The sequence below is a fragment of the Ruixingdingia sedimenti genome (genome assembly GCF_031432425.1).
Taxonomy (GTDB): domain Bacteria; phylum Pseudomonadota; class Alphaproteobacteria; order Rhodobacterales; family Rhodobacteraceae; genus Ruixingdingia; species Ruixingdingia sedimenti.
The window spans coordinates 1-23350 of record NZ_JAVKPH010000007.1 but is presented as its reverse complement, the minus strand read 5'-3'; the positions used below and the strand labels follow the sequence as shown (position 1 = coordinate 23350).

The 23350-nt window shown below is 67.7% G+C and carries 22 protein-coding genes; 17 read left to right on the top strand and 5 right to left on the bottom strand.

The window, feature by feature from the left end; translation table 11 throughout:
* Positions 1-42 precede the first annotated feature (42 nt).
* The gene (locus RGD00_RS08160) at positions 43-960 is read left to right on the top strand and encodes a VOC family protein (protein WP_310456822.1); all 918 of its coding nucleotides are present in this window, start codon (positions 43-45) and stop codon (positions 958-960) included.
* A gap of 2 nt (positions 961-962) precedes the next feature.
* Positions 963-2492, top strand: coding sequence for a class I adenylate-forming enzyme family protein (locus tag RGD00_RS08155; protein ID WP_310456821.1), 1530 nt, complete (start codon positions 963-965; stop codon positions 2490-2492).
* A 16-nt stretch (positions 2493-2508) separates the two neighbouring features.
* On the opposite strand, the gene RGD00_RS08150 is transcribed toward RGD00_RS08155, so the two are convergent.
* Positions 2509-3483 carry a LysR substrate-binding domain-containing protein gene (locus RGD00_RS08150; RefSeq protein WP_310456820.1) on the bottom strand — a complete coding sequence of 325 codons (975 nt, stop codon included), beginning with the start codon at positions 3481-3483 and terminating at the stop codon, positions 2509-2511.
* 209 nt (positions 3484-3692) lie between these two features.
* Between RGD00_RS08150 and RGD00_RS08145 the strand changes: the two genes are divergently transcribed.
* The 10 genes from RGD00_RS08145 to RGD00_RS08100 all read left to right on the top strand — a co-directional run bounded on the left by RGD00_RS08145 (position 3693) and on the right by RGD00_RS08100 (position 14140).
* Positions 3693-5975 carry a molybdopterin-dependent oxidoreductase gene (locus RGD00_RS08145; protein ID WP_310456819.1) on the top strand — a complete coding sequence of 761 codons (2283 nt, stop codon included), beginning with the start codon at positions 3693-3695 and terminating at the stop codon, positions 5973-5975.
* 269 nt (positions 5976-6244) lie between these two features.
* Positions 6245-7264 (top strand): ABC transporter permease, encoded by a 1020-nt coding sequence (locus tag RGD00_RS08140; protein WP_310456818.1) that lies wholly within the window; start codon positions 6245-6247, stop codon positions 7262-7264.
* On the top strand, positions 7261-8103 hold the full coding sequence (locus tag RGD00_RS08135) for an ABC transporter permease (protein WP_310456817.1): 843 nt from the start codon (positions 7261-7263) through the stop codon (positions 8101-8103). The genes RGD00_RS08140 and RGD00_RS08135 overlap by 4 nt, the downstream gene beginning before the upstream one ends.
* A 4-nt stretch (positions 8104-8107) precedes the next feature.
* Positions 8108-9070, top strand: coding sequence for an ABC transporter ATP-binding protein (locus tag RGD00_RS08130; protein WP_310456816.1), 963 nt, complete (start codon positions 8108-8110; stop codon positions 9068-9070).
* An 11-nt stretch (positions 9071-9081) separates the two neighbouring features.
* Positions 9082-10059: an ABC transporter ATP-binding protein gene (locus RGD00_RS08125; protein ID WP_310456815.1), complete on the top strand. Its 978-nt coding sequence runs from the start codon at positions 9082-9084 to the stop codon at positions 10057-10059.
* A 12-nt stretch (positions 10060-10071) separates the two neighbouring features.
* Entirely contained in the window at positions 10072-10917 is an 846-nt protein-coding gene (locus RGD00_RS08120) for a sulfurtransferase (protein ID WP_310456814.1), read from the top strand.
* A complete protein-coding gene (gene metC / locus RGD00_RS08115) occupies positions 10914-12083 on the top strand; it encodes a cystathionine beta-lyase (RefSeq protein ID WP_310456813.1) in 1170 nt (389 codons plus the stop codon). Before RGD00_RS08120 ends, metC begins: the two co-directional genes overlap by 4 nt.
* A gap of 10 nt (positions 12084-12093) precedes the next feature.
* On the top strand, positions 12094-12894 hold the full coding sequence (locus RGD00_RS08110) for an enoyl-CoA hydratase-related protein (RefSeq protein ID WP_310456812.1): 801 nt from the start codon (positions 12094-12096) through the stop codon (positions 12892-12894).
* A gap of 98 nt (positions 12895-12992) precedes the next feature.
* Positions 12993-13871: an SPFH domain-containing protein gene (locus RGD00_RS08105; protein ID WP_310456811.1), complete on the top strand. Its 879-nt coding sequence runs from the start codon at positions 12993-12995 to the stop codon at positions 13869-13871.
* Entirely contained in the window at positions 13868-14140 is a 273-nt protein-coding gene (locus RGD00_RS08100; protein ID WP_310456810.1) for an NfeD family protein, read from the top strand. Before RGD00_RS08105 ends, RGD00_RS08100 begins: the two co-directional genes overlap by 4 nt.
* A 10-nt stretch (positions 14141-14150) precedes the next feature.
* On the opposite strand, the gene RGD00_RS08095 is transcribed toward RGD00_RS08100, so the two are convergent.
* From RGD00_RS08095 to pyrF, 3 genes are all read right to left on the bottom strand, one after another.
* Positions 14151-14915: an enoyl-CoA hydratase/isomerase family protein gene (locus RGD00_RS08095; RefSeq protein WP_310456809.1), complete on the bottom strand. Its 765-nt coding sequence runs from the start codon at positions 14913-14915 to the stop codon at positions 14151-14153.
* Positions 14916-14929: 14 nt separating this feature from the next.
* A complete protein-coding gene (locus RGD00_RS08090; protein ID WP_310456808.1) occupies positions 14930-15628 on the bottom strand; it encodes a nitroreductase in 699 nt (232 codons plus the stop codon).
* 101 nt (positions 15629-15729) lie between these two features.
* Positions 15730-16437 carry an orotidine-5'-phosphate decarboxylase gene (gene pyrF, locus RGD00_RS08085; protein WP_310456807.1) on the bottom strand — a complete coding sequence of 236 codons (708 nt, stop codon included), beginning with the start codon at positions 16435-16437 and terminating at the stop codon, positions 15730-15732.
* Positions 16438-16560: 123 nt separating this feature from the next.
* Here pyrF and RGD00_RS08080 point away from each other — a divergent pair, with 123 nt between their 5' ends.
* The 3 genes from RGD00_RS08080 to clpB all read left to right on the top strand — a co-directional run bounded on the left by RGD00_RS08080 (position 16561) and on the right by clpB (position 20955).
* A complete protein-coding gene (locus RGD00_RS08080) occupies positions 16561-17328 on the top strand; it encodes a hypothetical protein (protein ID WP_310456806.1) in 768 nt (255 codons plus the stop codon).
* 143 nt (positions 17329-17471) lie between these two features.
* Positions 17472-18134, top strand: coding sequence for a metal-binding protein ZinT (locus RGD00_RS08075; RefSeq protein ID WP_310456805.1), 663 nt, complete (start codon positions 17472-17474; stop codon positions 18132-18134).
* 205 nt (positions 18135-18339) lie between these two features.
* Entirely contained in the window at positions 18340-20955 is a 2616-nt protein-coding gene (clpB, locus tag RGD00_RS08070; RefSeq protein WP_310456804.1) for an ATP-dependent chaperone ClpB, read from the top strand.
* Positions 20956-21013: 58 nt separating this feature from the next.
* Here the strand turns inward: clpB and RGD00_RS08065 are convergent, their stop codons facing one another.
* Positions 21014-21460, bottom strand: a complete 447-nt coding sequence (locus RGD00_RS08065; RefSeq protein WP_310456803.1) for a DUF302 domain-containing protein — start codon at positions 21458-21460, stop codon at positions 21014-21016.
* 168 nt (positions 21461-21628) lie between these two features.
* On the opposite strand from RGD00_RS08065, the gene msrP reads away from it, so the two are divergent.
* Complete coding sequence (gene msrP / locus RGD00_RS08060) at positions 21629-22537, top strand: protein-methionine-sulfoxide reductase catalytic subunit MsrP (protein WP_310456802.1); 909 nt, start codon at positions 21629-21631, stop codon at positions 22535-22537.
* Complete coding sequence (gene msrQ / locus RGD00_RS08055) at positions 22537-23145, top strand: protein-methionine-sulfoxide reductase heme-binding subunit MsrQ (protein WP_310456801.1); 609 nt, start codon at positions 22537-22539, stop codon at positions 23143-23145. Before msrP ends, msrQ begins: the two co-directional genes overlap by 1 nt.
* Positions 23146-23350: the final 205 nt, after the last annotated feature.

The window sequence follows — 23350 nt, the reverse complement described above, 5'->3', positions numbered from 1 at the left end:
GGCCCGTGTCGCGCGGGCCGGCGCCAAGCAAAGAGGGATCAGATGAGCGAAGCCCTGCCGACTGCGCGCGATGCGCTCTGGCCCGATCATATCGCGCATAGCGCCGCCGACCTCGATGCCGCCGCCGCGCGGCTGGAACAACTGGGGTTCACGCTTGCGCCGCGGTCCAAGCAACTGGCGCCGAATGCCGAGGGCGTGCTGGCCGAAACCGGCATGGCGAACCATTGCATCATGCTGCCGGGGCGGGGGTATCTGGAAATCTCTGGCGCGCTGTTCGACGGATCGGCGCAGGTGGCGGCGTTCCGGGAACAGCTGGCGCGGCATGTCGGGCTGCATCTGCTGGCGCTCGGGTCGCCCGATCCGGTGTATCAGGCCGAACGGCTGAACGGGGCCGGGTTCAGCCCGGCGTCGAACATGAACTACCAGCGCATGGTGCCGACCGAGGCGGGCGAGGAACTGGCGCGCTTCACCCTCGCCATTTCCCCGCGCGACAAGATGCCCGAGGCGCGGCTGATCATGGTGCGGCACGAGACGCCCGACCTGCTGTGGCAGGATCGCTGGCTGACCCATGCCAACGGGGCCGAGGCGCTGGAGGATGTGGTGTTCGTCGTCCCCGATCCGGCGGATTCGGCGGCGCGGATCGGGGCCTTCACCGGGGTGGCGCCGGTGGCGGCCGGGGCCGGCCGTGTGCTGGAACTGGCGGCCGGGCGCATCGTGCTGTTGCCCGCGGTGGCGGCGGCGCCGGTGCTGACGGATCTGCCGCCCCTGCCGGCGATCGCGGGCTATGTGCTGCGGGTGCGCGATGCGGCGGCCACGGCGGCGACGCTGGCGCGGCGGGTGGGCGGCACCGGCCTTGTGCGGGGCGAGGGCTGGGTGTCCGTCGCGGGCGGGCCGGCACTTGGCGGCACCATCGTCTTTGCCGAAACCGGCGCGGGCCTGCCCTGGCCCCGCCTGCGCTGACAATGACGCCCGAGGCGCTGGCCCCGCTGACCATCCGCGACCTGATCGCCGCGCGCGCGGCGCAGGACCCGGGTGGTTTCGCGCTGTCGGTGCAGGCCTGGGCGGGCGGGCGCCGGCGGTACGGGTTCGCCGATCTGGACCGGCTGGCCGACCGGATGGCGGGGGCGCTGTGGGCGATGGGCCTGCGCCCCGGCGACCGGCTGGCGGTGTTCCTGACCAACGATGCGGGGCGGGAGTTCATGCTGACCGCCCTTGGCGCGCTGGCGCTTGGCGGGGTGGTGGTGGCGCTGAACACTCGCGCGGCGGATACGGAGCTTGCGGCCAATCTGGATCTGGTGGAACCGGCCTTCCTGCTGACCGATCCGGCCTCCGCCCCGCGTTTCGCAGCACTTGCGCCTGCGTTGCGGCAGGTGGTGATCGGCGCGGGTTGGCCCGACCCCGAGGATGCGCCTGCGCTGCCCTATGAACGTGCTATCTCGCCCGATGCGCTCGGTTGCCTGCTGTTCACCTCGGGCACCACGGCGCGACCCAAGGCGGTGATGGCCTCGCAGCGCACGATGATCGCGGCGGGGATGTGCTGCGGCGCGGCCTTGGGCCTGCGGGCGGGGGATGTGTATCAGGCGGGGTTTCCGCTGTTCACCAGTTCGGTCCTGAACATCGCCGCGATGTCCGCTTGGGTCGCGGGCGCGGGGCTGGTGCTGGAAGGTATGGTGGACAATGACGAACGCCTGCGCCTGATCGGGGCAGAAGGGACGAATTTCTACCACGGCGTGCCGTCCGTGCTGCATTTCATGCAGCAGGCGTTCGACCCCGCGCGCCACGACCTGTCCCGCGTGCGGCGCATCGCCAGCGGCGGCGCGCCCCTGCCGCCAGAGGTCGCCCGCCGCCTGCGCGAGACATGGCCGGGCGCGGATCAGGTGCAGATCTACGGCCTGACGGAAAGCGGCCCCGCGGGGACGGTGCTGTACCCCGAGGAACGCGCGGCGCATCCCGGTTCCATCGGCCGCGCCATGCCGCATTGCCGGATAGAGATCGTGGACGACGCGGGCCATCCCCTGCCGCCGGGTGCGGAGGGCGAGATCGCGGTGACTTCGCCTGCGGTCGCGCTCGGCTATTACCGCGATCCGCAGGCGACGGCGCGGGCCTTTGCCGGGCGGCGGGTGCTGACCGGGGATGCCGGGGTGCTGGATGGCGATGGCTTTCTGTCCTTCCGCGACCGCAAGAAGGACATCATCAACCGCGGCGGGCTCAAGATCGCGTCGGTGGCGGTGGAACAGGTGCTGTACCGCCACCCGGCGGTGAAAGAGGCCGCGGTGGTCGCCGTGCCGCACCCCGACCTTGGCGAGGATGTGGCGGCCTTCGTCGTCCTGCATGACGGGCAGGGGGCCGACATCGCCGCGCTGCGCGCCCATTGCGCCCGGGATCTGGCCGATTACGCGGTGCCCCGCAAATGGCACTTCATCGACGCGCTGCCCAAGAACCCGATGGGCAAGGTGCTGAAGACCGACCTGCGGGATATGGCGAGGGGGTAGGGTTGCCTCCGTTCCCCTAGGACTGCGCTGCGTGCCGGCGCAACTGGTGGACGCCGGCGGGCCGCAGGGGCGGAGGCTCCAGCGTGCAGATCGCTTCCTCGTTCTTCTTGAACCAGTCGATCATGAATTCCGTGAACAGCCGCGTGGCCGAGGACATGTGCGATTCGTCCCACAGCAGGCCGATTTCGAGGTTCAGGTCCGGCTGGAACGGCCGCGCCACGATCGGCAGGCGCGACCGCAGCAGGGCGGTGAACGGGCTGATGATCGACACGCCGAGCCCCACCGCAACAAGGTTGCAGACCGATTCGTGGGTGCCGCCCTCTATCCGCAGGTCGCGTTCGACGCCCGCGCGTTCGAACAGGTTGTCGACGCGAAAGCGGAAATTCGCATCATGCGGAAAGCTGACGAAGGGCAGGCCGGCCAGATCCTTGGCCTTGATCACCGGGCGGTCGGCCAGGAAATGCCCCTCGGGCAGGATGCAGATCGCGGGGCGCTGCGACAGGGCGACGCGCGTCAGGTCGTCGGTGAAATCGCTGCCCGAGATGATCCCCACATCCGCCCGCCGCGACAGCAGCGTTTCCAGAACCCTGTCGTGGCGCGAAATGTCGAGCGTGATCTTCACCCCCTGATAGATCTTCACGAAATCCGCGATCACCTGCGGCAACAGGTTGCTGCCCGACACGCTGACGGCCGAAATGCGGATATGGCTGATTTCCAGGTTCTTGATCGCGGCGGCGCGGCGGCTGAGTTCGTCGAGGCCGGTAAAGACGTTCTCGACTTCCTGATAAAGCCGCCATGCGTCCTCGGTCGGCAGGATGCCGTGGCGCTTGCGGGTGAAGAGCTTGTAGCCCACCGCCTCCTGAAAGTCGGAGATCAGGCGGCTGATCGCGGGTTGCGACACGCCGAGCTGTTCCGAGGCCAGCGTCATGCTGCCAAGCTGCATCACGGCCCTGAAGGCTTCGACCTGTCGGACTTTGAGCTTCGTGGTCATGCGGGTTTCTTCTGGTCAGGGAATCAGGGGAAACGATTGCAAGAAAATGAATAAACGGATGTGACGCGCGTGTCGATCCGAAGGCGGTGCGGGCGGGGAATGGGGGGCGACTCGGGCCGTGGGGTCTATAATAGATAACTTTGTTGCATGAATATGTCAGATTATGATATTGGATATGATGTAATAACCGATCTAGCGGCGAGGGTACGATGCCCAGGGTCTTGCGGTCCGCCTCTCATTGGGGCGCGTTTCGGATGCAGGTCAGCGAGGGGCGGCTGGAATCGGTCGCGCCGTTCGAACATGACCCCAACCCCACGCCCCTGATCGGGGTGTGGCCGGAAATGCTGACATCCGATCTGCGCGTCGCCGCGCCGGTGGTGCGGCGGGGCTGGCTGGAAGGCGACGGCGGCGCCGCACGGGGCGAGGACGAATTCGTCCGCATTCCTTGGGACCATGCGCTGGAACTGGTGGCGGGCGAGCTTGCCCATGTGCGCCGGACATGGGGCAATCAGGCGATCTTCGGCGGGTCCTACGGCTGGTCCAGCGCCGGGCGGCTGCACCATGCGCGCACGTTGGTGCATCGGTTCCTCAACACCATCGGCGGCTTTACCGCGCAGGTGACGAACTACAGCTTCGGCGCCGGGATGACCTTCCTGCCGCGCATCGTCGGCGGCGCCGATGCGGTCAGCGCCACGCTGAGTTCATGGCGCGGGATCTGCGAACATGGCGATCTGTTCATCGCCTTCGGCGGTATTGCCGCCAAGAACTGGGAGGTGCTGTCGGGCGGTTTCGGCCAGCACCGCTATCCCGATGCGATCCGCGATCTGGGCCGCAGCAAGGTGCGGCTGATCAACGTGACGCCCAACCGCCGCGACGTGCCCGAAGGCATCGGGGCCGAATGGTTGCCGCTGCGGCCCAACGCCGATGCGGCGCTGGTGATGGCGCTGACGCAATGGGTGCTGGCCAACGGGCAAGAGGACCGCGCGGCGATCGACCGGCTGAGCGTGGGGTTCGACCGTTATGCCGATTATCTGATGGGCCGGGTGGACGGCGTGGCCAAGACCCCGCAATGGGCGGCGGCCATCACCGGCATCCCCGCGGACCGGATCGAGGCGCTGGCGCGCGACCTGCCGGGCAAGCGGGTGATGCTGACCGCGGCATGGAGCCTGCAACGCGCCCGGCATGGCGAACAGGTCTATTGGGCGATCATCGCGCTGGCGGTGGCGCTCGGCCAGGTCGGGCTGCCGGGCGGGGGGTTCGCCTTCGGCTATGGGTCGATCAACGCGCCGGGCAATCCGCTGTACGCCACGCCGATGCCGGGCCTGCCCGAAGGCGCGAACCCGGTGGGCAATGCGATCCCGGTGGCGCGGGTGGCGGACATGCTGCTGGAACCGGGGGGAAGCTGCCGCTACAACGGCGCGGTGATCCCGTATCCCGAGATACAGCTGATCTACTGGGCCGGCGGCAACCCCTTCCACCACCATCAGGACCTCAACCGCCTGCGCCGGGCCTTCCGGCGGCCGCGCACGGTGGTGGTGCAGGAATGCTACTGGACCTCGACCGCGCGGCATGCCGACATCGTGCTGCCCGCCACCACCGCGCTGGAACGCAACGACATCGGCGGATCGTCGCGAGACCCGTTCCTGCTGGCGATGCATCAGGCCGTGGCCCCGGTGGGCGAGGCGCGCAACGATTTCGACATCTTCGCCGATCTGGCCGAACGGCTGGGCACCCGCGACGTCTTTACCGAGGGGCGGGACGAAATGGCGTGGCTGCGCCACATGTGGGCGGGGATCCGCGACCGGCTGTCCCGCCGCGGGATCGCGGCGCCGGATTTCGACACCTTCTGGGAGGAAGGCTTCTTCCGCATGCCCGAACCCGAGGACGACCACGCCATCCTCGGTCGGTTCCGGGCCGAACCGGAACGGCTGCCGCTGGCCACGCCTTCGGGCAGGATCGAGATCTTCTGCCCCTTCGTCGCCGAAAAGGGCGATCCGGCGCAGCCGGGGCATCCGGTCTGGCTGGACCCCGAGGAATGGCTCGGCGCGGATCTGGCGGCGCGCTATCCGCTGCACCTGCTGACGCCGCAACCGCCCCGGCGGCTGCACAGCCAGATGGAGTCCAGCAGCCACAGCCGCGCGGGCCGCATCAACGGGCGCGAGGTGCTGTTGATGCACCCCGCCGACGCCGCCGCGCGCGGGATCGGGGCGGGCGACATGGTGCGCATCTTCAACGGCCGCGGCGCCTGTCTGGCGGGGGTGGAGCTTTCGGGCGACATCATCCCCGGCGTGATCAGCCTGCCCACCGGCGCGTCCTTCGACCCCGAGGGCGAGGGGCTGGACCGTTCCAGCAACCCCAACGTGCTGACGCGCGACATCGGCACCTCGGATCTGGGGCAGGGCTGTTCGGCGCAGTCCTGTCTGGTCGAGGTCGAACGCTTCGCCGACCCGTTGCCCCCGCTGCGCACCGACGCACCGCCGCCGGGCGCCTGAGCGGCCTTCCCGCAAGGTGCGGACCGGGCCGGGGCAAGCCCCGGCCCGCGGTCGCACCGCGCCTGTAGGTCAGGGCTTGCCCCGGCTTGCGCGGCGCCCGGACGGGCGGTCGGGGCGGGTTTTATTGCTTGACTTTTTGGCATGTATAAAACAGTTTGACGACGAGAATATTATCTCAAGGCAACCCCTCAGCTCTGGAGTCCGTCTCCGATGGATGGATGGATGGTACATGCGCCAGCAAGGCCGGCAGCCGTGACAGGGACGGCCGGATGAGCGCGCCCGCGGGGACGCGCCGCAGGCGATCGCGGTTCTGGAACATGGATGTGCTGCGCTTCGTCGCCCGCCGCCTGATGCAGGCGGTGGTGGTGATGCTGCTGGTCATGATCGCGAACTTCGTGCTGATCAAGCTTGCCCCCGGCGACATGCTCGACGTGCTCAGCGGCACCTCCGACATGACCGCCGAACAGATCGCCGCGCTGCGCCGGCAGTTCGGGCTGGACCAGCCGGTGGTGGTGCAGTTCGCCAAGTATTTCCTGCGGCTGGCGCAGTTCGACCTGGGCTATTCGCACCAGTATTCCGACACGGTGCTGAACATCCTGCTGGGGCGGCTGCCGACCACGCTGATGCTGGTGGCGTTTTCGGTGCTGCTGTCCATCGTCGTCGGCACGGCGATGGGGGTGATCGCGGCGCGCAATGCCGGGCGGCTGGTCGATTCGGCGATTTCGGTGCTGGTGCTGCTGTTCTACGCCACGCCGGTGTTCATCGTCGCCATCGCGCTGATCCTGTGCTTTTCCGTCTGGCTGGGCTGGCTGCCGGCCAGCGGGCTGGTGACGGTGGGGGCGGGCTATACCGGCTGGACCCATGTCAAGGATGTGGCGGCGCATCTGGTGATGCCGGTGATCGCGCTGTGCACCTTCTACACCGCGATCTATGGCCGGCTTACCCGGGCGACGATGCTGGAAACCATGCATCTGGATTTCGTGCGCACCGCCCGCGCCAAGGGGCTGAGCGAGCGGCGCGTGATCTATGGCCATGCGCTGCGCAACGCGCTGTTGCCCATCGTGACGATGGCGGGGTTGCAGGTCAGTTCGCTGATCGGCGGCGCGGTGCTGGTGGAAACGGTTTTCGGCCTGCCCGGCATGGGGCGCACGGCCTTCGATGCGATCTTCACCCGCGACACCAACCTGTTGCTGGGGGTGATGTTCATCGCCTCGCTGGCGGTGGTCTGCGTCAGCCTGGTGGTCGATTTCCTCTACATCCTTCTGGACCCGAGGGTGGAACTGCAATGACCGCGACACCGAGCAAGCTGCGCCTGTTCCTGCGGCGGCCGAGCGGCATCATGGGCCTTGCGCTGCTGGCCGCCATCGCCGCGATGGCGCTGGTCGCGGGATATGTGTTCCCAGAGGGGCCGACACGGATGGTCAGCCGCCCCCTGCTGTGGCCGGGCGAACGCCCGGGCCTGCCCTTCGGCACCGACCGGATGGGGTCTGACATCATGGCGGGCATCATGTACGGCGCGCGCGCCTCGATCCTTGTGGGGCTGGCGGCGGCGGCGGTGTCGATCGTGGTGGGCACGCTGGTGGGGGCGGTCAGCGGGTATTACCGCGGCTGGGCCGATGACGTGCTGATGCGCGTCACCGATGCGGTGCAGACGATCCCGTCGTTTCTGGCCGCGGTGGTGATCGTGGGGGTCATCGGGCCGTCGCTGACGACCGTGATCATCTCGATCTCCATCGTGTCCTGGCCGATCATCGCGCGTCTGGTGCGGGCCGAGTTCCTGCGGCTGCGCAACTATGACTTCGTGCATTCCTGCCGGATCATCGGCATGTCGGATGCGCGCATCATCCTGACGCAGATCCTGCCCAACTGCCTGTCCTCCATCGTCGTCGCCTCCTCGGTGCTGGTCGCCACCGCGATCATCGTCGAGGCGGGGCTGTCGTTCCTGGGTCTGGGCGACCCCAATGTGATCAGCTGGGGGTCGATGATCGGGGCGGGGCGGTCGGTCCTGCGGGCGGCCTGGTACATCACGCTGATCCCGGCGGGCTTCGTGGTGGTGACGGTGCTGTCCATCAACCTGATCGGGGATGCGCTGAACGACGCGCTGAACCCCCGCCTGCGCGAAAGGTGACGCGATGACGGCACTTCTGGGGGTTCAGAACCTGTCGATCGCCGCCGGGCCCAAGGCGCCGCTGGTCGAGGATGTGAGCTTTGCCATCGGCAAGGGCGAGGCGCTGGCGGTGGTGGGCGAATCGGGCTGCGGCAAGTCGCTGACCTCGCTGGCGATCATGGGGCTGTTGCCGTCGAACCTGAAACGGATGACCGCGGGGCGGATCCTGTTTCAGGGCGAGGATCTGATGACCAAGCCGCAGCGGGCGTTGCAGGCGATCCGGGGCAACCGCATCGGCATGATCTTTCAGGATCCGCTGACGGCGCTGAACCCGGTGATGACCATCGGCGCGCAGATCGCCGAGGTGTTGCAGGCCCATCGCCCGATGGACCGCGCAGCGGCGCGGGCGCGGGCGGTGGAACTGTTGGACATGGTGCGCATTCCGCACGCGGCCGAACGGCTGGACGACTATCCCCACCAGCTTTCGGGGGGCATGCGCCAGCGGGTGGTGATCGCGATGGCGATGGCCTGCGGGCCGGAACTGATCATCGCGGACGAACCGACGACCGCGCTGGATGTCACCATTCAGGCGCAGATCCTCGACCTGCTGGTGGAACTGCGGGCGCGGTCGGATCTGAGCCTGATGCTGATCACCCATGACCTTGGCGTGGTCACGCGCGTGGCGGAACGGATGATCGTCATGTACGCGGGCACGGTGGTGGAATCCGGCACCGTGGCGCAGATCATGCAGGCCCCGCGCCATCCCTATACCGCCGGGCTGATGGCGGCGCGGCCGCATGGCAGTTTCCGGCTGACGGGCGAACGGCTGACCGACATTCCCGGCACCGTACCCGCGCCGACAAAGCGCCCGCCGGGCTGTCTGTTCGAACCGCGCTGCCCGCGGGCGGGCGATCTGTGCCGGACCACGCGCCCGGACCTGACGGCAGAGGGTGGCCGGGCGTATCGTTGCCACTTTCCCATCGGCTGAGGGGGAACCGGATGCAGAAGGCATTGGAGCTTGACGACCTGCGCGTCCATTACCCGACCGGGGGCGGGCTGCTGAAGGCGGTGGACGGGGTGTCGCTGTCGGTCGGCACCGGGGAAACCGTGGGGCTGGTGGGGGAATCGGGTTGCGGCAAGTCCACGCTGGCGCGCTGTGTCGTGGGGCTGAATGCCCCCACGGGCGGCGCGGTGCGGCTGGCGGGCTGGGAAACCTCGGGCGGCAGGGGCGACCGGCTGACGCGCGCGCGCGTGGTCCAGATGATCTTTCAGGATCCGATGGGGTCGCTGAACCCCCGGCTGACCACGCGCCAGACCATCGAACTGCCGTTGAAGGTGCATGGCATCGGCAACCGGGCCGAACGGCTGGAAAAGGTGCTGGAACTGATGAAGCAGGTGGGCCTTGGCCCGCATCTGCTGGACCGTTACCCGCATGAACTTTCCGGCGGGCAGCGGCAGCGGGTCAGCATCGCCCGGGCGCTGGCGCTGGAACCGGCGCTGCTGATCTGCGATGAAATCGTGTCGGCGCTGGACGTGTCGGTGCAGGCGCAGGTGCTGAACCTGCTGACCGATTTGCAGACGCGGTTGGGCATCGCCTTCCTGTTCATCACCCATGATCTGGCGGTGGTCCGCTATCTGTCGGACCGGATCGTGGTGATGTACCTCGGCCGGATCGTGGAGGAGGGGCCGGCGGAATCGGTCTGGAACCACGCGCGGCATCCCTACACGCAGGCGCTGGTGTCCTCGATCCCCGACCGGATGGCGGGAACGCGGCTGCGGCTGTCGGGCGACCTGCCGAGCCCCATCGACCCGCCCTCGGGCTGCGGCTTCCGCACCCGTTGCCCGCATGCCCGCCCCATCTGCGCCGAGCAGCGGCCCGAATTGCGCGGCGCGGGCCTGCCCCATCTGGTGGCCTGTCATTTCGCCGCCGAAATCCCCGAACTCGCAGCCCCGGCCCCCGCCGCGACTGCCCCCTGAAGGAGGAACCCGATGGACCCGTTTCTTGTCACCACCGACTGGCTGGCCGAACGTCTTGGCGCGCCGGGCATGGCCGTGCTGGATTGCACCTGGTTCGTGCCGGAAATGAAGAAATCCGGCTATGACGTGTTCGCGGCGGGGCATATTCCGGGGGCGCAGTTCGTGGACCTGAACAAGGTCTCGGACCCCGATTCCCCTTACGTGAACATGATGCCTGCCGCGGATCTGTTCGCGGCGGAAATCGGCCGCCTGGGTGTGGACAACGACACGCTGGTGATCGTCTACAACGCCAATTACGTCTCGGCCCGGCTGTGGTGGATGTTCCGCCATTTCGGGCATGAAAAGGTGCGCATCCTCGACGGCGGCATGCCGCGCTGGCAGGCAGAGGGCCGGCCGGTGGAAACCGGCGCCGCCGCACCCGCCACGCCGAAAACCTTCCGCGCCGCGCCGCCGCCCGCCGACATCGTGCAGGCAGAGGACGTGCTGGCCGCCATTAGCGCCGACAGCGCCACGATCATCGACCTGCGCCCGGTGGGCCGGTTCAACGGTACCGAATCCTCGGGCTATCCGGGTGTGCCCTCGGGGCATATGCCGAAGTCGGTGAACATCCCCTGGACAGCATTCGTGGACGACACGCCCGAACGCCGCTTCCTGTCGCCCGAGGCGGTGCGCGCGGTGCTGGAAAAGGCGGGCGTGGATCTGGGCCGGCCGATCATTTCCACCTGCGGGTCGGGTGTCACGGCGGCGATCCTGGCGATGCAGCTGGAACGCATGGGCAAGCACGACTGGCGCATCTACGACGGCTCCTGGCACGAATGGGGCCAGCGGGCGGACCTTCCCAAGGAGACCTCGGTGTGAGCAAGGATCACGGCATCGCCACCCGCCTGACGCAACTGGGCCGCGACCTCGACGGGTCGGGCGTCAGCGTCAACCCGCCGGTCTACCGCGCGTCGACCTTCGTCTTTTCCTCGCTCGCCGAACTGGACGAGGCGTGGAAAACCCCGTTCAGCGGCCGACTTTACGGCCGCAACGGCACCCCCACATCCGCCGCGTTCGAAACCGCGGTGGCGGATATTTCCGGCGCCCATGCCGCTGTCGCCTGCGCGTCGGGCGTGGCGGGGATCATGGCGGTGTTTCTGGCGTTCCTGAACAGCGGCGACCATGTGCTGATCCCCGACAGCGTATACGACATCGCGCGGCGCTGCGCCGAACGCACCCTGCGCCGGATGGGGATCGAGATCACCTATTACGACCCGGCCATCGGCGCGGGGGTCGAGGCGCTGGTGCAGCCGAACACCAAGCTGATCTACATGGAATCCCCCGGTTCCGGCACCTTCGACATGCAGGACGTGCCCGCCATCGTCGCGGTGGCGCAGAAACACGGCCTCCGCACCGCGCTCGACAACACCTGGGCGACGCCGCTGTTTTTCCGGCCGCTCACGCTCGGCGTCGATGCGGTGATCGAGGCGGCGACGAAATACATCGTCGGCCATTCCGATGCGATGCTGGGTGTCGTGGCCTGCAACGAGGCCGCCTATCTGCCCGTGCGCATGGCGGTGCAGGACATGGGCGCGGTTGCGGGGACCGAGGAAATCAACCTCGGCCTGCGGGGCCTGCGCACGCTGGAAACCCGGCTGGCGCGGCATCAGGCCTCGGCGCTGAAGGTGGCGGAATGGCTGCAAGGGCAGGAAGGCGTGCGGCAGGTTCTTTACCCCGCGCTGCCCGGCGCGCCGGGGCACGAGATCTGGAAGCGCGATTTTTCCGGGGCCAGCGGGCTCATGTCCTTTGAACTGCCCCCCCTTGCGGATGGCGCGCTGGAGGCGATGGTCAGCGGCATGGCGCATTTCAAGCTGGGCTACAGCTGGGGCGGGTTCGAAAGCCTGATCCTTCCGGCGCATCCCGAAAACCGCAAGGTCGCGGTATGGAAGGGCGGGCCGGTGGTGCGGATCCATATCGGGCTGGAGGATGTGGACGACCTGATCGCCGATCTGGACGCCGGCCTGCGGCGGCTGCGCTTTGCCTGAGGGGGCCGGGATGACGGGGTTCGAGCATCTGGAACTGCGGCAACTGGACGACGGCGTGGCCGAGGTCCGGTTCGCCCGCCCGCCGGTGAATGCGGTCGACCGGCCGATGTATATGGAAATCGCGCGGCTGTTCCAGAACATCGACGCGGCGCTGCCCGATGTGCGTGCGGTGGTGCTGACCGGGGCGGGCCGGCACTTTTCCGGCGGCAACGATCTGGACGAATTCGCCACCATGACGCCGGAAAACGGCGATGAGCGCATGTGGCGCGTGCGCGAGGCGTTCTTTGCCATCACCGATTGCGCGGTGCCGGTCATCGCCGCGGTCGAGGGCGCGGCGGTGGGTACGGGGCTGGCGCTGGCGGCATCCTGCGATTTCGTCGTGGCGTCGCAAACCGCGCGGTTCGGGCTGCCGGAACTGACCGTGGGGGTGATGGGCGGCGCGCGGCATCTGGCGCGGATGGCGCCGCAGCCGCTGGTGCGGCGCATGTTCCTGACCGGTGAGGTGATGGCGGCCCCCGATTTCGCCGCCGCCGGGGCGGGGGTGATCGTGGTGCCGCCGGGCGAACTGCTCGACCGCGCCCACGGCTTTGCCCGCCGCATCGCGGGGTTCAGCCCCACTGCGGTGCGCGTGGGCAAGGAGGTGCTGAACCGCATCGAATGGATGGACCTCTACGCAGGCTACGCCTTCGAACAGGCCGCGACGGTGCGGATGAGCGGTTTCCCCGATTCCAAGGAGGCGCTGGCCGCCTTCCGTGACAAGCGCCCGGCGGAATACGAACCGCTGAGCCGCCGCAACCGCCTTTATCCCTGACATCCCGCAGGCCGGGGCCTGCCCCGGCCTGCGTTGCCGCTGCCCGCTATTGCGCGCCCCTTGCCGCCGGGGCAGTGTGGCGCAAAGCGGAGGGCGTCATGGAAGAGTTCGTCGGCGGCAATGCGGTCTATCTGGCGATCGCGGCATTCCTCATCCTCGCCGTGTTTCTGGGCGTGCGGATCGTGCCGCAGTCAGAAAAATACGTGGTCGAACGGTTTGGCCGCCTGCGCGCGGTGCTGGGGCCGGGGATCAACCTGATCGTGCCCTTCATCGACACGGTGAAGCACCGCATCTCGGTTCTGGAACGCCAGTTGCCCAACAGCCGGCAGGACGCCATCACCGCCGACAACGTGCTGGTGCAGGTGGAAACCAGCGTGTTCTACCGCATCACCGAACCGGAAAAGACCGTCTACCGCATCCGCGATGTCGATGCCGCCATCGCCACCACCGTAGCGGGGATCGTGCGGGCCGAAATCGGCGCGATGGAACTGGACGAGGTGCAGTCGAACCGCGCCCGGCTGATCGAGCGGATCCGCGACAGCCTTGCCAATGTGGTGGACGACTGGGGGATCGAGGTGACGCGGGCGGAAATCCTCGACGTGAACCTCGACGAGGCCACCCGCGCCGCGATGCTGCAACAGCTGAACGCCGAACGCGCCCGCCGCGCGCTGGTAACAGAGGCCGAAGGCAAGCGCCGCGCGGTGGAACTGGCGGCGGATGGCGAATTGTATGCGGCCGAGCAACTGGCCAAGGCCAAGCGCGTGCTGGCCGATGCCGAAGCCTATGCCACCATCGCCATCGCCGCCGCGATCAAGGAAAACGGGCTGGAGGCCGCGCAGTATCAGGTGGCGCTGAAACAGGTGGAGGCGCTGGCCGCGGTCGGCAAGGGGCAGGGCAAGCAGGTGGTGCTGTTGCCCGCCGCGGCGCTGGATGCCTTTGGCGATGCGTTCAGGCTGTTGAAGGGGCGCGGGGAATGATCTGGCAGGCGTGGTGGGTGTGGATGGTGGCGGGCGTCGGGCTCGGGATACTGGAACTGTTCGCGCCCGGCTATGTGTTCCTCGGCTTCGCCGCCGGGGCCGTGGTGACGGGCGGCCTGCTGTGGCTGGGCATTCTGGGCGGATCGTTCCCGATGCTGCTGCTGGTCTTTGCGGTGCTGTCGGTGCTGGCCTGGCTCGCCTTCCGCGCCGCGCTCGGCCAGCGGGCGGGGCAGGTCAAGCGCATCGACCGGGATATCAACGAGAACTGAGCGGCCGTACTCAGCCCTTGCCCGCAAAGCCCTTGACCGCGGCGACCAGTGCCGGGGAGTCGTTGCGATAGCGGTATTGCATCCAGCGTTCCAGTCCCAAGCCCTCTGACAGCGGCAGTTCCAGGCCGCGGCGGACGGTCGCCTTCATCGCCGCCAGCGCGTGGCGGTCGGTGCGGGCGATTTCGGTGGCCAGGGCAAGGGTTTCCTCTTCCAGCCGGTCCCCCGGCACGGCGAGGGCGGCAAGGCCGATGCGTTCCGCCTCCGCCCCCGTCATGCGGCGGCCGGTCAGCAGGTAGTACATCGCCCGCGCCTGCCCGATCTTGCGCGGCAGGCGCTGTGTGCTGCCGCCCGAGGGCAGCAGGTTCTTGCGCAGGTGTTCGTCGCCCATTTCTGCCGCCGCATCGGCCACGATGATGTCGCAGGCAAGCGCGAGTTCGAACCCGCCGGCGAGCGCGAGGCCGTTGACGCTGGCGATCACCACCTGCGGGGCGGCGCCGATCATTTCCCACGTCCTTTGCATCAGATCCTGATGGCGCATATGGGCGGCCAGGTCGTCCAGCACGCCGCTGGCCAGCCATTTCAGGTCGTTGCCGGCGCAGAAGGCGCGCCCCGTGCCGCGGATCACGATCACCCGGGTGGTGTCGGTCGCGGTGGCGATGGCATCGTGCAGCGCGGCCAGCGTCGCGCCGTCCAGCGCGTTGAGCCGCGCGGGGCGGTCGATCGTCACCAGCCGCACGCCGGTTTCCAGATCGGTGACAAGAACGGTATCGGTCATCGGGCCCCCGGCGGTCAGGCGAAGCGGAAAATGTCGGCGGTATCCGCGCGGGTGGTGCGGAAACCATTGGCCGGATGCGCCCTGTCGGCATAGCCGAAGGAGATCCCGCACAGGACCTGCCGCCCCTCGGGGATCTGGAAATAGGTGCGGATGAAGGTCGAATGCTGGGCCAGCGCGGCCTGCGGGATCGTCGCCACCCCATGCGCCTGCGCCGCCAGCAGGAAGGACGACACGAACCCCCCGCAATCCACCGCGCCATAGGGGCCAAGTTCGGCGGGCGTCGTCACGATGGCCACATGCGGGGCGCCGAAGAAGCGGAAGTTTTCCAGCGCCTGACAGGTGCGCGCCTCGTGGTCGCCGCGGGCGATGCCCACGGCCTCGTAGAGCGCGAAGCCCGCGGCGCGGCGGCGGGCGAGGAATTCGTTGCGGTATTCGGCGGGGAAGGGCAGGTCGGAATCGATGGCGGGGGATCGTCTGGCCTCTGCCGTCAGGGCCGCGGCGAAGGGTTCGGTGGTGCCGGGGCGGGTGACGATCAACTGCCACGGCTGCGTGTTGCACCAGGACGCGGTGAGGCGGGCGGAATCCATGATGGACCGGATCACCGCGTCGGGCACCGGATCGGGGCGGAAACCGCGGCAGCTGAACCGTTCGGCCAGCAGGCGGTGGACCACATCGGCGTCGGTTTCGGGTTGCGTCTGTGCGGCGTCGGTCATCGGCGGTTCCCTCAAGGTCGGCCGCAGCCTAACATGCGTTAGACCGGCCGCAAGGGGAACCGGAGCCGTGGCCGATGGCGGCTACGGCTTTCGCCTGTGGCTCAGCCCCGGCGGGGCAGGCCGTTCAGGATCGCCTGCGCCGCCGCGCGCGGGTCGGCGGCCTGCCAGACGGGGCGGCCCACGACGATATGGTCGGCGCCGTCGGCGATGGCCTGTGCGGGGGTGGCGATGCGTTTCTGGTCGCCCGTGGCGGCGCCGGCGGGGCGGATGCCGGGGGTGACGATCAGCTTGCCCGCCGCCTGCGGCAGGGCGCGGATCATCGCGGCCTCCTGCGGCGAGGCGATGACGCCATCGGCCCCGGCCTCCAGCGCGCGGGCGGCGCGGTCGCGGGTGATTTCGTGGATGTCGCCGGGGCGGATCAGGTTCGCGTCCAGATCGGCCCGGTCGAGCGAGGTCAGCACCGTCACCGCCAGCACCTTGAGCCCGCTGCCCGCCCGCCCCTCTGCCGCCGCGCGCACCACCTGCGGGTCGCCGTGGACGGTGAGGAAGTCGAGGTCGTGCCGCGCGATGCCGCGCACCGCGGCCTCGATCGTCGCGCCGATGTCGAACAGCTTGAGGTCGAGGAACACGCGCTTGCCCTGTTCCTGCTTCAACTCGTTGGCCAGCGCGAAGCCGCCCGAGGTGAGCATGCCGAGCCCGATCTTGTAGAAGGACACCGCATCCCCGATACGGCCCGCAAGGTCCAGCCCCGCGACCACGTTCGGCACGTCCAGGGCAACGATCAGGCGGTCATCGGCGGGGTGGGTCATGGCGGTCTCCATCGGCTTCAGGGTGCCTTAACAGGAACATGTGCCGCAGCGAAGGGGCGAAAAACCGCTGGACGCGGGCGGGGCGATTTTCCAGCATGCGCCCGAGGCCAAGAGGATTGCAGCATGGACATTTCGATCAACCTGACCCGCGGACCGGAAGACCCCAAGGCGGGCCCGATCACGGTGGGCTGGTTCCGCACCACGGACAAGGGTGGCGTGCTTTATGATCCGCCGGAACGGGTGATGTTCCGCCAGACCAACCGCGCGCATGCGAAATCGGCCGCGCGCTGCCCGGCGGTGATCCAGATGGAAAGCCGCTATTTCATGGTGAAATGCCCGTTCGACATCCACATCGGTTTCGGCCGCGACGACAAGGGCAAGCCGCATCTGATCAACCGCGCGGGGATCGCGTCGGCGGTGCGCGGGTCGAAACTGGGCGAGGTGCTGACCTTGGTCAGCGAGGTGGAATGGCGTTACCCCGACCGGCCGACGATCCAGCTGTCGCTGCCCTACTGCTTCATCGCGGACGAGGTGGTGTATCTGACGCAACTGGGCTGTTTCGCCCATTACCGCCCCGATCCGCTGCCCGGCACGATCTTTGGCGGGCGGTTTCCGGTGAATGTCTGGCCGCGGCCGCTGATGTGGGCGTTCGAGTGGCACGAGCCGCAGAAGGACATCGTGCTGAAACGCGGCGAGCCGCTGTTCTATTGCCAGTTCGAGGGCGACGGCCCCGACCGCCCGGTGCAACTGGTCGAGGCGGAGCGCACGCCGGAACTGACGGCCTATATGGACCACATCTCGGGCGCGGTGAACTATGTCAACCAGACCTTCGCGCTGTTCAAGGCGGCCGAAGAGGTGCGGCCCAAGGTGCTGCTGACGCCGAAGAAATAGCCAGCGCAGAGCGTCATCGGCATTGCTCCTCCGGCCCGTCCGGGGGCTGGAGGCATATTCCCTGAACAGAGGGCACTTGCGGTGCTGATCCTGCTCATGTAGTGGAAGAGTTATGATATAACATTGCAAAAGGAGTACATGAGATGATGGCAAACCGGATCGGGGCGGCGCTTGTCGGGGCGACGCTGTTCGCCACGGGGCCGGCGCTGGCAGAGAAGGCGCATGACCATGGGCATGGCCACAGCCATTCCCATGGTCACGCCCAAGCCGAAAAGTCGGTCTATGACGGCTACTTCGAGGATGCCCAAGTGGCCGCGCGCCCGCTGGCGGATTGGGCCGGCGACTGGCAGTCGGTCTATCCGCTGCTGCAAAGCGGCGCGCTGGACCCGGTGATGGCGCACAAGGCCGAACATGGCGACAAATCCGCCGCGGAATACCGCGCCTATTATGACGTCGGCTACAGAACCGATGTCGACCGCATCGTGATCGACGGCGACGAGGTGACGTTCCACAGCGAGGGTACCGCCGTGCACGGGCATTACGCCAGCGACGGGCACGAGATCCTGACCTATGAAAAGGGCAATCGCGGCGTGCGCTATATCTTCAGGAAGACGGGGGGCGATGCTGCGGCGCCCGGTTTCATCCAGTTCAGCGACCATGCCATCGCGCCGGTCAAGGCGGGGCATTATCACCTCTATTGGGGTGACGACCGTGCGGCGTTGTTGAACGAGGTCACGAACTGGCCGACCTATTATCCAGCCGCCATGAGCGCCGAAGACGTCGTTCATGAAATGCTGGCGCACTGATTTCCGGCGCCTGCCCCGACATCCGGCCCAAGGGCGGCGAAAGCCGCCCTTCGCGGCCTCGCCTTCCCGGTGCCGAAATGCCGCGGAATCCCGGTCCCCGGGGTGTTGCATTTTCGCCGAACGCCCTTACCTGAACTTCGAGGCCGTCAGGCCCCGTGCCGGAAACCGGGCGGGCGGGTGCGGCGCTTGGGAAAGGGAGAGACCGATGAATTTGGAGAAATTCACGGAGCGGTCGCGCGGCTTCTTGCAGGCGGCGCAGACGATTGCGATGCGGGAAGGCCACCAGCGGCTGGCGCCCGAGCATCTGTTGAAGGCATTGATGGACGACGATCAGGGGCTTGCGTCCAACCTGATCCAGCGTGCGGGTGGCGAACCCGCGCGGGTGGCGGAGGCGGTGAACGCAACGCTCGCCAAACTGCCCAAGGTGTCGGGCGGGGACGGGCAGGTCTATATGGACCCTTCGGTCGCCCGGGTGCTGGACGAGGCCGAAAAGCTGGCCAAGAAGGCCGGCGACAGTTTCGTGCCGGTGGAACGGCTGCTGATGGCGTTGTGCATGGTCAACACCAAGGCCAAGGACGCGCTGGATGCCGGCGCGGTCACGGCGCAGACGCTGAACACCGCGATCAACGACATCCGCAAGGGCCGCACCGCCGACAGCGCCAGCGCCGAGGAAGGCTATGACGCGCTGAAGAAATACGCGCGCGACCTGACCGAGGCCGCGGCCGAGGGCAAGATCGACCCGATCATCGGCCGGGACGAGGAAATCCGCCGCACCATGCAGGTGCTGTCGCGCCGGACCAAGAACAACCCGGTGCTGATCGGCGAACCCGGCGTGGGCAAGACCGCCATCGCCGAGGGGCTGGCGCTGCGCATCATCAACGGCGACGTGCCGGAATCCCTGCGCGACAAGAAGCTGCTCGCGCTCGACATGGGGGCGCTGATCGCCGGGGCGAAGTACCGCGGCGAATTCGAGGAGCGGCTGAAGGCGATCCTGTCCGAGGTCACGGCGGCGGCGGGCGAAATCATCCTGTTCATCGACGAGATGCACACGCTGGTCGGCGCGGGCAAGGCGGATGGCGCGATGGACGCGGCCAACCTGCTGAAACCGGCACTGGCGCGGGGCGAGTTGCATTGCGTCGGCGCCACGACGCTGGACGAATACCGCAAGCATGTGGAAAAGGACGCGGCCCTTGCCCGCCGGTTCCAGCCGGTCTTCGTGCAGGAACCCACGGTGGAGGACACGATTTCCATCCTGCGCGGGATCAAGGAGAAATATGAGCTTCACCACGGCGTGCGCATTTCCGACTCTGCGCTGGTGGCCGCGGCGACGCTGAGCCACCGCTACATCACCGACCGCTTCCTGCCCGACAAGGCCATCGACCTGATGGACGAAGCCGCGTCGCGCCTGCGGATGGAGGTGGACAGCAAACCCGAGGAACTCGACGCGCTGGACCGCGAGATCCTGCAAAAGCAGATCGAGGCCGAGGCGCTGAAGAAGGAAGACGACGCCGCCAGCCGCGACCGGCTGGAACGGCTGGAAAAGGAACTGGCGGATCTGCAACAGCGGTCGGCGGAACTGACCGCGCGCTGGCAGGCGGAGCGTGACAAGCTCGAATCCGCGCGGGTGCTGAAGGAGCAACTGGACCAGGCGCGCGCCGAACTGGAACAGGCCAAGCGCGTGGGCGATTTCGCCAAGGCGGGCGAATTGCAGTACGGCCGCATTCCGGGGCTGGAAAAGCAGCTGGCCGAGGCCGAAAGCCGCGAGGGGGCCGAACTGGTGTCCGAAACCGTGCGGCCCGAACAGATCGCCGAGGTGATCGAACGCTGGACCGGCATCCCGACCTCGAAGATGCTGGAGGGCGAGCGCGACAAGCTGTTGCGGATGGAAGAGGAACTGGGCAGGCGCGTGATCGGCCAGCGCGACGCGGTGGTGGCGGTGTCGAACGCCGTGCGCCGGGCGCGCGCCGGGCTGAACGACGAGGGCCGCCCCCTGGGCAGCTTCCTGTTCCTCGGCCCCACCGGGGTCGGCAAGACGGAACTGACCAAGGCGCTGGCCGAATACCTCTTTGACGACGACAACGCGATGGTGCGCATCGACATGTCGGAATTCATGGAGAAACATTCGGTCGCCCGCCTGATCGGCGCCCCGCCCGGCTATGTCGGTTACGACGAAGGCGGCGTGCTGACCGAGGCGGTACGGCGCCGGCCCTATCAGGTCGTGCTGTTCGACGAGGTGGAAAAGGCCCACCCCGACGTGTTCAACGTGCTGTTGCAGGTGCTGGACGACGGGCAGTTGACCGATGGGCAGGGCCGGACGGTGGACTTCAAGCAGACGCTGATCATCCTGACCTCGAACCTCGGGTCCCAGGCGCTGAGCCTTCTGCCCGAGGGCGCCGACAGCAAGGAGGCGCGGGCAGAGGTGATGGCCGCCGTGCGCGCCCATTTCCGGCCCGAGTTCCTGAACCGGCTGGACGACCAGATCATCTTCGACCGGCTGACGCGGGCGAACATGGACGGCATCGTCGAGATCCAGTTGCGCCGGCTGCAAAAGCGGCTGGATGCGCGCAAGATCACGCTGGAACTCGACAAGGACGCCAAGGCTTGGTTGGCGGATGCGGGCTATGACCCGGTGTTCGGGGCGCGGCCGCTCAAGCGGGTGATCCAGCGGCATTTGCAGGATCCGCTGGCCGAGATGCTGTTGGGCGGCGAGGTGCTGGACGGCGCGGTGGTGCCCGTCACCGCGGGGCCGGACGGGTTGATCATCGGCGGGCGGATGACCGGCGCCCGCCGCGACCCGGGCGAACAGGTGATCGTGCACTGATCTGTCGGTGCGGGCCGTTCGAATCGGGCCGGGGCGGGGGATCGCCCCGGCCTTTCGTCTATTTCAGCGCGGTTTCCACGATGTCGGCCAGCAGGGCCTGTACCTCCTGCATCGGGCCCTCGGGATATTCGCGATGTGCGACGCCGATCTGGCCGGGCGTCTCGGGCAGTTCGTAGACATAGATGCCGTAGGGGCAGAAGGCGATGTTCATCGGATCGGCCTCCATCACCTTGCGGCTGACGGTGGCAGAGCAGAACTGAAACACATCGGCCTTGGTGAAGATGGTGGCGGTGGCGCCGACATCGGCCTTGGTCCGTTCCAGCATGTCGCCCACATGGCTTACGCTGTCGATCACCAGCCCCTTTTCCAGGATCGCGTTTTCCACCGCGAAGGCGATCTCGTCGAAACTGCCCTCGACGGTGCGGGTGACGAGCGTGTCGGCCGCCGCCGGCAGGGCAAGCGCGAAAACCGCAAGCGCGGCGGCGGGGATGAGGGGATGGGGCATGGTTTCCTCCGTGTCAGCCATGGGGCCAGCATGCCTTGGCTTGTCTGCCTTGCCCAGAAGAATATCTACGCATGCGTATGTTCATATATCTTGCATCACAAACCGGCGATGGGATGCGCAGCGGCGGAATTCGGGCGTATACTGCCCCCGACAGCGAAGGAGAACGCGATGCGCCGCCCGAGCAAGACCGATCCCACCCGGGCCGAGGTGACACCCCGGCATCTGTACCTGAGCCGCCGCGCGCTGATCGCCGGGGCGGGGGCGCTGGCCGCCACCGCGGGCGCGGGGCGCGCGGAAAGCCGGTTTTCGACCGACGAGCCGCTGACGGATCTCAAGGACATCACCACCTACAACAATTTCTACGAATTCGGGATGGACAAGGCCGACCCCTCGCGCCGCGCGGGCCGGATGACCATCGACCCCTGGGCGGTGACGATCGACGGGCTGGTGGACCGCCCCGGCACCTATGACCTTGCCGATGTGCTGAAAGGCCAGCCGCAGGAGGAACGCATCTACCGCATGCGCTGTGTCGAGGGGTGGAGCATGGTGATCCCCTGGACGGGGTTCGAACTTGCGGGCCTGCTGACCCGTGTCGGCGTACAGCCGGCGGCGAAATACGTGGCCTTCCAGACCCTCTTGCGCCCCGAGGAGATGCCGGGCGTCGGCATCCCCGTACTCGACTGGCCCTATGTCGAGGGGCTGCGGCTGGACGAGGCGATGCACCCGCTGACCATCCTCGCCACCGGGATCTATGACGAACCCCTGCTGAACCAGAACGGCGCGCCGCTGCGGCTGGTGGTGCCGTGGAAATACGGGTTCAAGTCGATCAAGTCGATCGTGCGGATCTCGCTGGTGGCGGACGAGCCGCCCACCAGCTGGAACATCCAGAACCCGCGCGAATACGGGTTCTATTCCAACGTGAACCCGCAGGTCGATCACCCGCGCTGGAGCCAGGCGAGCGAACAGCGCATCGGCGACGGCTTTTTCGCCAAGCGGCGCGATACGCTGATGTTCAACGGCTATGGCGAAGAGGTCGCGGGCCTCTACGCCGGGATGGATCTGGCGAAGTTCTACTGATGGATGTCGCGCGCAGGGTGAATGCGGCGCTGCGGCCGGTGCCGGGCTGGGTGGCCTATGTGCTGGGGGCGTTGCCGCTGTGCTGGCTGGTGATGCGCGGCTTCACCGGCGATCTGGGCGCCAATCCGGTGAAGGAACTGGAACACACGCTCGGCCTGCACGGGTTGCAGTTCCTGCTGGGGACGCTGGCGGTGACGCCGCTGCGGCGGCTGACGGGGATCAGCCTGATCCGCTGGCGCCGGGCGATGGGGCTGACGGCCTTTGCCTATATCGTGCTGCATCTGGCGGTCTGGCTGTTTCTGGACATGCAGTTGCGCTGGCCGGAAATCGCGCGCGACCTGACCCGGCGTCCCTATATCATCATCGGCATGGCGGGGCTGGCGATGATGCTGCCGCTGGCGCTGACCTCGAACGATGCGGCGATCCGGGCGATGGGGGCCGCAGCCTGGCGGCGGCTGCACCGGCTGGCCTGGCCCGCGGCGCTGGCGGGCGGGGTGCATTTCCTGATGGTGGTCAAGAGCTGGCCGCCCGAACCGATGGTCTATCTGGTGATTCTGGCCGTGATTCTGGGGTTGAGGCTGGCCAGATTCGGCCCGCGGCGGGGGTGACGCCGGGGCAGGCGGCGGAAGACGCTGCCGACGCGCAGGTTCTCGTGTTTTCAATCTATTGAAAAATAATGATTTTCAAGAAAAGTGACGTTTCGATGAACTTTCCCTCTTGCCCTTCATCTGAACTGGGCCTAGATACCGCTTCACCGAGACGGACGGTGGTTCGGAACGGTAGCTGGAAGGCGGGTGCGGTTGAGATGCTGCT